The organism is Salmonella sp. SSDFZ54 (genome assembly GCF_004010735.1).
Lineage (GTDB): Bacteria > Pseudomonadota > Gammaproteobacteria > Enterobacterales > Enterobacteriaceae > Salmonella > Salmonella enterica.
The window spans coordinates 318,978-330,653 of sequence record NZ_CP034819.1 but is presented as its reverse complement, the minus strand read 5'-3'; the positions used below and the strand labels follow the sequence as shown (position 1 = coordinate 330,653).

Here is an 11,676-nt window from a genome sequence, read left to right as displayed (position 1 = left end):
GGCACAATGCCGGCCACCGCATTTTTGCCGCAGCCAATAGGGGCATGTGGTAAGCGTGTTGGTGAAACTGGTTAACAAAAGCGGTGCAATATGCAAGTTTTTATCATGCGTCACGGCGACGCAGCCCTCGATGCCGCCAGTGATTCGGTTCGTCCCTTGACCTCTTGTGGGTGTGACGAGTCTCGCCTGATGGCGAACTGGCTGAAAGGTCAAAAAGTGGATATCGAACGTGTTCTGGTGAGTCCGTTTCTTCGGGCCGAACAGACGTTAGATGTGGTCGGCGATTGTATGAATCTGCCGGCTCAGGTGGATGTCCTGCCGGAGCTAACGCCCTGTGGCGATGTCGGTCTGGTTAGCGCTTACCTTCAGGCGCTGGCCAATGAAGAGGTCGGATCGGTGCTGGTGATCTCTCACTTACCTCTGGTCGGATACCTGGTATCTGAGCTTTGTCCGGGCGAAACGCCGCCGATGTTCACGACGTCCGCAATTGCCAACGTTACGCTTGATGAAAGCGGCAAGGGGACATTCAACTGGCAAATGAGTCCCTGCAATCTGAAAATGGCGAAAGCGATTTAATCTTTGCTGCCTGATGGCGCTTCGCTTATCAGGCCTACGACAGCGCTGGCTGTTCGTAGGCTGGATAAGGCGCTTGCGCCGCCATCCGGCAATTCCGCATCAGGGTAATTCGGGCGGTTGCCACTCTTCCACTTCAATCAACACCAGCAGCGCGGCGTCGCCGCCGTACTCTTTCGGCGCCTGGTGAAAGGCCATCACATGCGGATGCTGCGCCAGCCATAACGGCGTTTGCTGTTTCAGAATATGTTTACCGTGTCCATGCATGACGCAGGCGCAAAAAATATGTTCCCGACGGCAGGCGGCAATCAGCGCCCCCAGTTCCTGCTTGGCCTGAAGCTGCGTTAAGCCGTGTAAATCCAGAAACAGTTCTGGCGAATAGTCGCCGCGGCGCATTTTTTTTAGCTCGAAATGGCTGACATCTTCACGGACATACTTTACCGGCCCTTCCGTATTGAGCAGCGGCTGGAACTCATCAGAAAAATAGTGGCTGGCGTCCGCCTGTTCCTGAATTAACCTTCGGGTAGGGACTTCCGTGATTTTCTTGCGCAGTGGCCGATGGACGATAGTATCCTGTTTAATCTTTCGGGTGCCGACCATCAGCTGACGGAACAGCGCCTGGTCCTCCTCGCTGAGCGATGTTTTCTTTTTCATTCGTGGGTCTCGTCTGATCTTTTGCCTTAGTTTACCCGACCCGGAGGATATCCGAACGGTCAAAACGGATTTTTCGTATTCTCCCGCCGCGTCAATGCTGATTTATCCCTGTCTTCGTGGCAAACTAGCCGCCGAATTTAATGCGAGCATGCCCTGGAGGAATACGTGGATAAAATTTTCGTCGATGAAGCAGTAAGTGAACTGCATACCATTCAGGACATGTTGCGCTGGGCGGTAAGCCGCTTTAGCGCGGCGAATATCTGGTATGGACACGGTACCGATAACCCGTGGGATGAAGCGGTACAACTGGTGTTGCCGTCTCTTTATCTGCCGCTGGATATTCCGGAGGATATGCGGACCGCGCGGCTGACGTCCAGCGAAAAACACCGCATTGTCGAGCGAGTGATTCGTCGCATTAACGAGCGTATCCCGGTCGCCTACCTGACCAATAAAGCCTGGTTCTGCGGCCACGAATTTTATGTCGATGAGCGCGTGCTGGTGCCGCGTTCACCGATTGGCGAGCTGATTAATAACCACTTCGCTGGCCTTATTAGCCAACAGCCGAAATATATTCTGGATATGTGTACCGGCAGCGGCTGCATCGCCATCGCCTGTGCTTATGCTTTCCCGGACGCAGAGGTTGATGCGGTCGATATTTCGCCGGATGCGCTGGCTGTCGCCGAGCATAACATTGAAGAACACGGTCTTATCCATCACGTGACGCCAATCCGTTCCGATCTGTTCCGCGATCTGCCGAAAGTTCAGTACGATCTGATTGTCACTAACCCGCCTTATGTCGATGCGGAGGATATGTCCGATCTGCCGAACGAATATCGCCACGAACCTGAGCTGGGGCTGGCGTCCGGCACTGACGGCCTCAAATTGACTCGTCGTATCCTGGGAAATGCGCCGGATTATCTGTCCGATGATGGCGTTCTGATTTGTGAAGTCGGAAACAGCATGGTACATCTGATGGAGCAGTATCCGGATGTGCCGTTCACCTGGCTGGAGTTTGACAACGGCGGCGATGGCGTCTTTATGTTGACCAAAGCGCAGTTGCTCGCGGCCCGTGAACATTTCAATATTTATAAAGATTAAAACACGCAAACGACAACAACGATAACGGAGCCGTGATGGCAGGAAACACAATTGGACAACTCTTTCGCGTAACCACTTTCGGCGAATCACACGGGCTGGCGCTTGGGTGTATCGTCGATGGCGTGCCGCCCGGCATCCCGTTGACGGAGGCCGATCTGCAGCACGATCTCGACAGACGCCGCCCTGGCACCTCGCGCTATACTACCCAGCGCCGCGAACCGGACCAGGTAAAAATTCTCTCCGGCGTGTTTGATGGCGTGACGACCGGCACCAGCATTGGCCTGCTGATTGAGAACACCGATCAGCGCTCGCAGGACTACAGCGCGATTAAAGATGTTTTTCGTCCGGGACACGCGGATTACACCTATGAGCAGAAATACGGCCTGCGCGATTACCGTGGCGGTGGACGTTCTTCCGCGCGTGAAACCGCGATGCGCGTAGCGGCAGGGGCGATCGCCAAGAAATACCTGGCGGAAAAGTTCGGCATCGAAATCCGCGGCTGCCTGACCCAGATGGGCGATATTCCGCTGGAGATTAAAGACTGGCGTCAGGTTGAGCTTAATCCGTTCTTTTGTCCCGATGCGGACAAACTTGACGCGCTGGACGAATTGATGCGCGCGCTGAAAAAAGAGGGTGACTCCATCGGCGCGAAAGTGACGGTGATGGCGAGCGGCGTGCCGGCAGGGCTTGGCGAACCGGTATTTGACCGACTGGATGCGGACATCGCCCATGCGCTGATGAGCATCAATGCGGTGAAAGGCGTGGAGATCGGCGAAGGATTTAACGTAGTGGCGCTGCGCGGCAGCCAGAATCGCGATGAAATCACGGCGCAGGGTTTTCAGAGCAACCACGCTGGCGGCATCCTCGGTGGCATCAGTAGCGGGCAACACATTGTGGCGCATATGGCGCTGAAACCTACCTCCAGCATTACCGTGCCGGGACGTACGATCAACCGGGCGGGTGAAGAAGTCGAAATGATCACCAAAGGGCGCCACGATCCGTGTGTGGGGATTCGCGCAGTGCCGATCGCAGAAGCCATGCTGGCGATCGTGCTGATGGATCACCTGCTGCGCCATCGGGCACAGAATGCGGATGTAAAGACAGAGATTCCACGCTGGTAAGAAATGAAAAAAACCGCGATTGCGCTGCTGGCATGGTTTGTCAGTAGCGCCAGCCTGGCGGCGACGCCGTGGCAGAAAATAACCCATCCTGTCCCCGGCGCCGCCCAGTCTATCGGTAGCTTTGCCAACGGATGTATCATCGGCGCCGACACGTTGCCGGTACAGTCCGATAATTATCAGGTGATGCGCACCGATCAGCGCCGTTATTTCGGCCACCCGGATCTGGTCATGTTTATCCAGCGGTTGAGTCATCAGGCGCAGCAACGGGGGCTCGGAACCGTCCTGATAGGCGACATGGGGATGCCTGCCGGAGGCCGCTTTAATGGCGGACACGCCAGTCATCAGACCGGGCTTGATGTGGATATTTTCTTGCAGTTGCCGAAAACGCGCTGGAGCCAGGCGCAGCTATTGCGCCCGCAGGCGTTAGATCTGGTGTCCCGCGACGGTAAACACGTCGTGCCGTCGCGCTGGTCGTCGGATATCGCCAGCCTGATCAAACTGGCGGCACAAGACAATGACGTCACCCGTATTTTCGTCAATCCGGCTATTAAACAACAGCTTTGCCTCGATGCCGGAAGCGATCGTGACTGGCTACGTAAAGTACGCCCCTGGTTCCAGCATCGCGCGCATATGCACGTGCGTTTACGCTGCCCTGCCGACAGCCTGGAGTGCGAAGATCAACCTTTACCCCCGCCGGGCGATGGATGCGGCGCTGAACTGCAAAGCTGGTTCGAACCGCCAAAACCTGGCACCACAAAGCCTGAGAAGAAGACACCGCCGCCGCTGCCGCCTTCCTGCCAGGCGCTACTGGATGAGCATGTACTCTGATGGACAATTTTTATGATCTGTTTATGGTCTCCCCGCTGCTGCTGGTGGTGCTGTTTTTTGTCGCCGTACTGGCAGGATTTATCGATTCTATCGCCGGGGGCGGAGGGCTGCTCACTATCCCTGCGCTGATGGCCGCCGGGATGTCGCCGGCAAACGCGCTGGCGACCAATAAATTACAGGCGTGCGGCGGCTCCCTCTCGTCTTCGCTCTATTTTATTCGCCGTAAAGTGGTAAACCTGGCCGAGCAAAAGCTCAATATTCTGATGACGTTCATTGGCTCGATGAGCGGCGCGCTGCTGGTGCAGCACGTGCAGGCGGATATTTTGCGCCAGATCTTGCCTATCCTGGTGATTTTCATCGGCCTCTATTTTTTATTGATGCCGAAGCTGGGCGAGGAAGATCGCCAGCGCCGCCTGTATGGATTACCGTTCGCGCTGATAGCCGGGGGATGCGTCGGGTTTTACGACGGCTTTTTCGGGCCTGCCGCCGGGTCGTTTTACGCTCTGGCGTTTGTCACCTTATGTGGCTATAACCTGGCGAAATCCACGGCACATGCCAAAGTGCTTAACGCTACCTCCAACGTTGGCGGCCTGCTGTTATTTATCATCGGCGGCAAAGTGATCTGGGCGACGGGCTTCGTGATGCTGGTTGGTCAGTTTTTAGGGGCGCGAATGGGGTCGCGTCTGGTGTTGAGCAAAGGCCAAAAACTTATCAGACCGATGATCGTTATTGTCTCGGCGGTAATGAGCGCCAGGTTACTTTATGATAGCCACGGACAGGAGATCCTCCACTGGTTGGGGATGAATTAATGAACAATACGCACCATTACGAACAGTTAATTGAGATTTTTAACGGCTGCTTTGCCGAAGAATTTAATACCCGTCTGATTAAAGGCGACGACGAACCGATCTATCTTCCTGCTGACGCGCAGGTACCGTACCACCGCATCGTCTTTGCGCATGGGTTTTACGCCAGCGCGCTGCATGAGATTTCTCACTGGTGTATCGCCGGTAAGGCGCGCCGCGAACTGGTTGACTTTGGTTACTGGTACTGCCCGGATGGACGCGACGCGCAGACCCAAAGTCAATTTGAAGACGTCGAGGTGAAGCCACAGGCTTTCGACTGGTTGTTTTGCGTGGCGGCGGGGTATCCCTTTAACGTCAGTTGCGACAATCTGGAAGGCGATATTGAGCCGGATCGCGTGGCGTTTCAGCGCCGGGTTCATGCGCAGGTAATGGCGTATCTGGAGCAGGGCATTCCTGAACGTCCGGCCCGCTTCATCAAAGCGCTACAGAATTACTATCACACGCCCGAACTTAAGGCGGAACAGTTCCCGTGGCCGGAAGCGCTTAATTAAAGCCAGCGCCACGTTTACAATGAGGAAAGAAGATGATCGCGGAGTTTGAATCACGCATTCTGGCATTAATTGACGATATGGTAGAGCACGCCAGCGACGATGAGCTTTTTGCCAGTGGATACCTGCGTGGCCACCTGACGTTAGCCATTGCCGAGCTGGAGAGCGGTGATGACCACTCCGTCGAGGCGGTCTATGCCAACGTTAGCCAAAGTCTGGAAAAAGCGATCGGCGCCGGCGAACTGTCGCCGCGCGATCAGGCGTTAGTCAAAGCGATGTGGGACAATTTGTTCGACAAGGCAAAACAATAACGCCGTGGGCCGGAAGGCGACGCTTGCCGCCTTCCGCTATTGACAGGCCCATTACTTCACCGCTTTTCCCTTCAATAACTTTCTCACCCATAACCGATTCGGATTTAACGCCGCCAGCGTACTGGCATCCAGAGGAATCGGCTCGTTACTCATCTGCGCCGCCAGAATTTCTGCGCATAATGGCGCTGAGCACAAACCGCGCGATCCCAGCGCGCCGAGCATAAATAAACCCGGATACACAGGCGCAGGCGCCGCCGACGTTTTATTATCGGCTAAATCGGCGTAATGCGTCAGCGTGGCGTGGTAATCCGGGACATTGCCCACCATCGGCAGATGGTCGCGGGTGGCGCAACGCACGCCGCAACGGGCGCTGTTGCCGCTGACGTCAACCTCTGTGGCCCATTTCGCATCCGGAAAACAGTCAAGCAGACGCTGTCGGTTCTGACGCTGATCTTCTTCGCGCCAGACGGTGCTTTCGTCACCCCGGTGATAGCTGGCGCCAATACAGTGCTGCTGATTATGCGGATTTTGCGGCGTCAGATAGCCGTCGTAGCATAACACCTGACGCAACGCCGAGAGAGCGGGGGTGGTGGGAATATGACTGACCTGCCCCCCGACGGCATACACCGGCAGCGGCTGGGTCTGATCAAAACGGTTAATCTGATGGCCGTTCGCCAGAACGACGGTCTCATGGCTGGCGGTTTCACCTGACGTAAAGCGCAGTTGCCAGCGCGACTCCTGCGCAACGAGCGACGTGAGCGTATGGCGAAAGCGCGTTTGTAAACCCTGTTCGGTCGCCAGTGCGATGACTGCGCGAGTTAATTGTTCCGGGCACAGCCAGCCGCCTGCCGGATAGGTAATTCCTCCGCAGCGTGTCGTCACGCCAACCGCCTGTTCCGCCTCTTCGGCATTGAGCGCCGAGGCCAGTCCGGCGGGCAGCGCCAGGGACAGCATCTGGGCAATTTTCTGCTGGCTTTTCTCATCCCATCCGAGCTGCGTTACGCCGCACCAGGCATGATCAAAAGAGACGGGCAGGGCATCATACAGGCGACGGGCAAAGGTGAATGCGGTCGGGAAAAAGCGATTAATGGCGGCGTCATGTTTGCTAAGGAGCGGATAAAGCGCGCCCTGTCGATTACCGGAAGCGCCCTGGGCGGGCTGATCATCTGCGCAATAGAGCGTCACCTGCCAGCCGCGACGCAGTAACGCCAGTGATAACAGCGCGCTGGCAATGCCGCCGCCAATGATCGCCGTTTCACGTTTTTCGCTTCCACTGCGGTAAAACCAGGGCGCGGAAAGGGTCGGCATGAGGTGTTGTTCCATCACTCCACAAAGCATCTCGCGTTTACGCCCGAAGCCTTTGCGTTTTTGCATGGTAAAACCGGCTTCCTGCAATCCCCGACGGACGAAACCCGCCGAGGTAAACGTCGCCAGCGTTGCGCCGGGCCGCGCCAGCCGCGCCATCGCGTTAAACAGGTTTGGCGTCCACATATCCGGATTTTTCGCCGGGGCAAAACCGTCGAGGAACCAGGCGTCGACTGTTTGATTCAGCGTGGCGTCCAGTTGGTCGGTCAATTCATTAATATCGCCAAACCACAAATCCAGCGTCACCCGACCCCGATCCAGCAATAGGCGGTGGCACCCCGGGAGCGGCAGCGGCCATTGCGCCTGCAGCTGCTCTGCCCAGGGCGCGAGCTCCGGCCAGTGTTGGTGCGCCAGCGCCAGATCGTCGCGCGTTAACGGGAATTTCTCAAAACTGATGAAATGTAACCTTTGCAGCGTCGCCTGTGGGTGCGCAGAACGAAAGCTGTCAAACGCCTGCCACAGCGTCAGGAAGTTGAGTCCGGTGCCAAAACCGCTTTCCGCGACTATAAATAATGGATGTGAATGTACGGGAAATCGCTCCGCAAGACGATTGCCGCCAAGAAAAACGTAGCGTGTCTCTTCGAGTCCATTGTCATTAGAAAAATAGACATCATCAAAATCTCGGGAAACAGGTGTACCCTCAGCGTTAAATTCGAGTGTGGCGGGTTGTATGGCGTATTGTTTCACGTAAGTTACTCGTCTGACGGGCGGTATCGCGATCTTAACGATGTGTGCCTGATGGCGCAAATTTCCGTACTAAATGGCTGATCGGACTTGTTCGGCGTACAAGTGTACGCTATTGTGCCAATCGAAACTTAAAAATAGTGCGAATTACAGAGGTATTGAATGAAACGTGCAGTGATTACTGGCCTGGGCATCGTTTCCAGCATCGGTAATAACCAGCAGGAAGTCCTGGCATCTCTGCGTGAAGGACGTTCAGGGATCACTTTCTCTCAGGAGCTGAAGGACGCCGGCATGCGTAGCCAGGTATGGGGCAACGTAAAACTGGATACCACTGGCCTCATTGACCGCAAAGTCGTGCGCTTTATGAGCGACGCCTCCATCTATGCTTATCTGTCTATGGAGCAGGCAGTGGCCGACGCCGGTCTGGCGCCGGAAGTCTATCAGAATAACCCGCGTGTCGGCCTGATTGCAGGTTCCGGCGGCGGCTCCCCGAAATTCCAGGTCTTTGGCGCAGACGCCATGCGTAGCCCGCGTGGTCTGAAAGCCGTGGGCCCGTATGTGGTGACGAAAGCAATGGCATCCGGCGTTTCCGCCTGCCTCGCTACGCCGTTTAAAATTTATGGCGTGAACTACTCCATTAGCTCCGCTTGCGCGACCTCCGCACACTGTATCGGCAATGCGGTTGAACAGATCCAACTGGGCAAACAGGACATCGTTTTTGCTGGCGGCGGCGAAGAGCTGTGCTGGGAAATGGCCTGTGAGTTCGACGCGATGGGGGCACTGTCCACCAAATATAACGATACGCCTGAAAAAGCGTCCCGTACCTATGATGCGCACCGTGATGGGTTTGTCATCGCGGGCGGTGGCGGTATGGTTGTTGTCGAAGAGCTGGAGCACGCTCTGGCGCGCGGCGCGCATATCTATGCGGAAATCGTCGGCTATGGCGCAACATCCGATGGCGCAGACATGGTTGCTCCGTCTGGTGAAGGCGCAGTACGTTGCATGCAGATAGCGATGCACGGCGTAGACACGCCGATCGACTACCTGAACTCTCACGGTACCTCTACTCCGGTAGGCGACGTGAAAGAACTCGGTGCAATCCGTGAAGTGTTTGGCGATAACAGCCCGGCTATCTCCGCGACCAAAGCGATGACCGGCCACTCGCTGGGTGCGGCTGGCGTGCAGGAAGCTATCTACTCTCTGCTGATGCTGGAGCACGGTTTTATCGCGCCGAGCATCAACATCGAAGAGCTGGATGAGCAGGCTGCGGGTCTGAACATCGTGACCGAAACGACCGAGCGTGAACTGACTACCGTAATGTCTAACAGCTTCGGTTTTGGCGGCACCAACGCCACGCTGGTGATGCGTAAGTTGTAAGCCTGACTATTACGTTGTAGTATCAACAATGAAACAGGTCGCTAATGCGACCTGTTTTTTCATTCAGGGAACAACAAATTATATGGATATTATATAAATGCCAACTAATACATTAGATAAAATTAGGCATAGTTTGAGTTGTGTGGCTGTTTTATTTGGTTTGTTCGGCATTTTTGTTTTTGCCTCATTTTCGCCTTCCTATGCCTGGCTTTATTTGGGAGGTCTGGCTGCGCCTTTTATATATAGTATTGTTTTTGTCTATGCGATTGCCGCCTGGAGTATTTATTCAAAGTATTACCCGTTTTTATCATTGGGTCGCTTATCATTCGTGGAGTGTTTTGTTCCGGCGCTGGCCCTGGTGTGCCTTACCGTTCTCTACAATGCTTTTAGTGGCCCGGAACCCTGGATGGCCGAGTTATCAAGGCAATTTTTTCTTCATAAATTTCTTAACACGCTGGCGATGTGCTTTCTGGCTCCTGTGGCGGAGGAAATTATATTCAGAGGGTTTTTATTAAACAGCAGTATCGGTTGGGGTCGGTACTCAAGAGCTTCCGGTATTATTATTACTTCACTCGCTTTTGCATTTATGCATACACAATATCTCTTTGCGGTGACTTTTGTTTATCTGTTTGTTTTTTCATCGATATTATGCGTTGTTCGAATGAGAAGCCGTGGGCTAATGATACCTATAACACTTCATATTTTAAATAATGCCTGGGTTGTTTTCGGCTTACTGTTTTCAGCGACGGAATAAGAGCCTGATGAAATAGGCGCTTTAACCTCTCCGGTACGAACAAGAGACCGATGGCGATTCCCTTTTTTAATGCTTCTTATATTCCGGCGCGACTTTTGCTGACCAGGCCTCAGCCTGGGTGATGGCGCCTGCGTCATAAATCGGCTGTTCATAACCCCTGTCAGCATCCCGAACGCGGTAAATTTTCCAGCGTCCCTCTTCCCAACGGGTATAAACTTCCAGGTGGATGGGCGTTGACTCTGTGCCCAACAGAACATCCACTTTTTCTCCGCCGAGGAAAGGGTGTGCCTTCCCAACCCGTAACTGTGGAATCCACTCTGGCGCATAGTCCTGCGCATACATAAAATAATCTGCCCCTACAATCTCCTGTTCATAAAGGGACTGTATTAGCGCCAGGCGATGAATAACCTCTTTAGCAACGTAACGTTGCATTAAGGCGGTGGTGTCGTCAGGGGTATTCACATCGTTCGTGAACGTCGTCATCCATGAGGTATAGAACTGCTTCACGGCCTGCGTACTGTCGTGATGAGGCGCAGAGCAACTACAAAGCAACAGGATAAGCGCGACAAGGGAGAACGTTTTCATTAATTCTTCCTGTAGATGGTATATGAGGGCCTGGCTGCCCGGTAGCCCGGGCCGGCCCACATATCGCGTTGTTTAAAATCTGAATACCACTCTGTGCCATCGTATATCGCCATGTGACCGCTCGGGTTTCCGCCAGCGTAAGGTTGAATAATGATGACGTCACCCTCGCGCGGCATTTCATAGGTACCAATAGCGGTGAATCCGGCGCTTCTTAACATTGGGCCATAATCTTTCGCATGATATGTATGCCCAGCGTGATACCGCCCGCCTGAATTGCCTTTCGGGTAAATTCCGCACACCGGCCTGACGAGAAAGATCTCTGAGCGTAATACCTCTTTTTTCAAGTGTACTTTTAATATCTGCACGATGCCAGTCCTGGCTTTTTGGTTCCATTCTGTAATCCTAAGAAGATGTGTTATCGGCACCGATATTTTTAAGGTAAAAATTAGCGCGAGAAAAAGAAAGTTACTTTCTTTTTCACTCTGAGAATAGTGCCAGAAAGAAAGCAAAATTTCGCGAAAAAGAAGAAATATTTTTATTTCATCAGGGGAAAGGAAAGAAACCGATGGCAAAGGAATGGTTCACGGTTAAGGAATGTCTTGGCTTACCGGGGTTTCCGGGAAGCGAGCCTGCGGTTCGCGAACGTTTATATAAGTACAGCGAAGGGAAAGAGGGTGTCAGGCGTAAGCGTGTTAAATCAAAGGCCGAGGAGTTTCATATATCTGTTTTCCCTCTTTATGTTCATCGTTATCTTGACGACAGCGGAGAGGAACCGACGCCAGAACCCATTTCCTTACAGGAAGCGGAGCCTGAAGATATCTGGGAGATGATGTTCAGGTTACTGACGCCAGAACAGCGCAAGCAGGTGACCGGACGCTTTAAGGTGAGAGGAATGAAAGCGGTCTTTCCCTTTCTGTTTGATGACACGCCGCCACGTTGATACCCTGGCTGCAATTTCAAGGTTGACAAGTT

At 54.1% G+C, this 11,676-nt stretch carries 13 protein-coding genes and 2 pseudogenes; 10 read left to right on the top strand and 5 right to left on the bottom strand.

Features of this window, described 5'->3' with window-relative positions:
- Nucleotides 1–90 precede the first annotated feature (90 nt).
- Entirely contained in the window at nucleotides 91–576 is a 486-nt protein-coding gene (gene sixA / locus EOS97_RS01550) for a phosphohistidine phosphatase SixA (protein WP_023226604.1), read from the top strand.
- Nucleotides 577–675: 99 nt separating this feature from the next.
- On the opposite strand, the gene smrB is transcribed toward sixA, so the two are convergent.
- Complete coding sequence (gene smrB / locus EOS97_RS01545; RefSeq protein ID WP_000730794.1) at nucleotides 676–1,227, bottom strand: endonuclease SmrB; 552 nt, start codon at nucleotides 1,225–1,227, stop codon at nucleotides 676–678.
- Nucleotides 1,228–1,392: 165 nt separating this feature from the next.
- On the opposite strand from smrB, the gene prmB reads away from it, so the two are divergent.
- Genes prmB through EOS97_RS01515 form a run of 6 tightly spaced genes read left to right on the top strand, consistent with a single transcriptional unit; the run spans nucleotide 1,393 to nucleotide 5,939 of the window.
- Entirely contained in the window at nucleotides 1,393–2,325 is a 933-nt protein-coding gene (gene prmB / locus EOS97_RS01540) for a 50S ribosomal protein L3 N(5)-glutamine methyltransferase (RefSeq protein ID WP_001542329.1), read from the top strand.
- Nucleotides 2,326–2,360: 35 nt separating this feature from the next.
- A complete protein-coding gene (aroC, locus tag EOS97_RS01535; protein WP_000918456.1) occupies nucleotides 2,361–3,446 on the top strand; it encodes a chorismate synthase in 1,086 nt (361 codons plus the stop codon).
- 3 nt (nucleotides 3,447–3,449) lie between these two features.
- On the top strand, nucleotides 3,450–4,274 hold the full coding sequence (gene mepA, locus EOS97_RS01530; RefSeq protein ID WP_000750429.1) for a penicillin-insensitive murein endopeptidase: 825 nt from the start codon (nucleotides 3,450–3,452) through the stop codon (nucleotides 4,272–4,274).
- Entirely contained in the window at nucleotides 4,274–5,083 is an 810-nt protein-coding gene (locus EOS97_RS01525; protein ID WP_000368599.1) for a sulfite exporter TauE/SafE family protein, read from the top strand. Before mepA ends, EOS97_RS01525 begins: the two co-directional genes overlap by 1 nt.
- Nucleotides 5,083–5,631, top strand: coding sequence for an elongation factor P hydroxylase (locus EOS97_RS01520; RefSeq protein WP_001066345.1), 549 nt, complete (start codon nucleotides 5,083–5,085; stop codon nucleotides 5,629–5,631). Before EOS97_RS01525 ends, EOS97_RS01520 begins: the two co-directional genes overlap by 1 nt.
- A gap of 32 nt (nucleotides 5,632–5,663) precedes the next feature.
- Nucleotides 5,664–5,939, top strand: coding sequence for a YfcL family protein (locus EOS97_RS01515; protein WP_000559749.1), 276 nt, complete (start codon nucleotides 5,664–5,666; stop codon nucleotides 5,937–5,939).
- 51 nt (nucleotides 5,940–5,990) lie between these two features.
- On the opposite strand, the gene mnmC is transcribed toward EOS97_RS01515, so the two are convergent.
- Nucleotides 5,991–7,991 carry a bifunctional tRNA (5-methylaminomethyl-2-thiouridine)(34)-methyltransferase MnmD/FAD-dependent 5-carboxymethylaminomethyl-2-thiouridine(34) oxidoreductase MnmC gene (mnmC, locus tag EOS97_RS01510; RefSeq protein WP_023226605.1) on the bottom strand — a complete coding sequence of 667 codons (2,001 nt, stop codon included), beginning with the start codon at nucleotides 7,989–7,991 and terminating at the stop codon, nucleotides 5,991–5,993.
- Nucleotides 7,992–8,150: 159 nt separating this feature from the next.
- On the opposite strand from mnmC, the gene fabB reads away from it, so the two are divergent.
- Together fabB and EOS97_RS01500 are read left to right on the top strand one after the other, a co-directional pair.
- The gene (fabB, locus tag EOS97_RS01505) at nucleotides 8,151–9,365 is read left to right on the top strand and encodes a beta-ketoacyl-ACP synthase I (protein ID WP_127836106.1); all 1,215 of its coding nucleotides are present in this window, start codon (nucleotides 8,151–8,153) and stop codon (nucleotides 9,363–9,365) included.
- Nucleotides 9,366–9,462: 97 nt separating this feature from the next.
- Nucleotides 9,463–10,119 (top strand): CPBP family intramembrane glutamic endopeptidase, encoded by a 657-nt coding sequence (locus EOS97_RS01500; RefSeq protein WP_001142900.1) that lies wholly within the window; start codon nucleotides 9,463–9,465, stop codon nucleotides 10,117–10,119.
- 66 nt (nucleotides 10,120–10,185) lie between these two features.
- Here EOS97_RS01500 and EOS97_RS01495 read toward each other — a convergent pair whose 3' ends face one another.
- The 3 genes and pseudogenes from EOS97_RS01495 to EOS97_RS27005 form a co-directional block, all read right to left on the bottom strand.
- The gene (locus EOS97_RS01495) at nucleotides 10,186–10,704 is read right to left on the bottom strand and encodes a YbjP/YqhG family protein (RefSeq protein ID WP_000847542.1); all 519 of its coding nucleotides are present in this window, start codon (nucleotides 10,702–10,704) and stop codon (nucleotides 10,186–10,188) included.
- Nucleotides 10,704–11,008 (bottom strand): annotated as a pseudogene (locus EOS97_RS27010) (hypothetical protein); the annotation flags it as partial. The gene EOS97_RS01495 and the pseudogene EOS97_RS27010, both read right to left, overlap by 1 nt.
- A pseudogene (locus EOS97_RS27005) lies at nucleotides 11,002–11,097 on the bottom strand (helix-turn-helix domain-containing protein); the annotation flags it as partial. The pseudogenes EOS97_RS27005 and EOS97_RS27010, both read right to left, overlap by 7 nt.
- Nucleotides 11,098–11,269: 172 nt before the next feature.
- Between EOS97_RS27005 and EOS97_RS01485 the strand changes: the two are divergent.
- A complete protein-coding gene (locus EOS97_RS01485) occupies nucleotides 11,270–11,644 on the top strand; it encodes a hypothetical protein (RefSeq protein WP_001051266.1) in 375 nt (124 codons plus the stop codon).
- Nucleotides 11,645–11,676 lie beyond the last annotated feature (32 nt).

Excerpts from the sequence above, each read along its gene's own strand:
- sixA (WP_023226604.1), top strand. The coding sequence starts at position 91 with ATGCAAGTTTTTATCATGCGTCACGGCGACGCAGCCCTCGATGCCGCC.
- smrB (WP_000730794.1), bottom strand. The coding sequence starts at position 1,227 with ATGAAAAAGAAAACATCGCTCAGCGAGGAGGACCAGGCGCTGTTCCGT.
- aroC (WP_000918456.1), top strand. The coding sequence starts at position 2,361 with ATGGCAGGAAACACAATTGGACAACTCTTTCGCGTAACCACTTTCGGC.
- mepA (WP_000750429.1), top strand. The coding sequence starts at position 3,450 with ATGAAAAAAACCGCGATTGCGCTGCTGGCATGGTTTGTCAGTAGCGCC.
- EOS97_RS01525 (WP_000368599.1), top strand. The coding sequence starts at position 4,274 with ATGGACAATTTTTATGATCTGTTTATGGTCTCCCCGCTGCTGCTGGTG.
- EOS97_RS01520 (WP_001066345.1), top strand. The coding sequence starts at position 5,083 with ATGAACAATACGCACCATTACGAACAGTTAATTGAGATTTTTAACGGC.
- EOS97_RS01515 (WP_000559749.1), top strand. The coding sequence starts at position 5,664 with ATGATCGCGGAGTTTGAATCACGCATTCTGGCATTAATTGACGATATG.
- fabB (WP_127836106.1), top strand. The coding sequence starts at position 8,151 with ATGAAACGTGCAGTGATTACTGGCCTGGGCATCGTTTCCAGCATCGGT.
- EOS97_RS01500 (WP_001142900.1), top strand. The coding sequence starts at position 9,463 with ATGCCAACTAATACATTAGATAAAATTAGGCATAGTTTGAGTTGTGTG.
- EOS97_RS01495 (WP_000847542.1), bottom strand. The coding sequence starts at position 10,704 with ATGAAAACGTTCTCCCTTGTCGCGCTTATCCTGTTGCTTTGTAGTTGC.
- EOS97_RS01485 (WP_001051266.1), top strand. The coding sequence starts at position 11,270 with ATGGCAAAGGAATGGTTCACGGTTAAGGAATGTCTTGGCTTACCGGGG.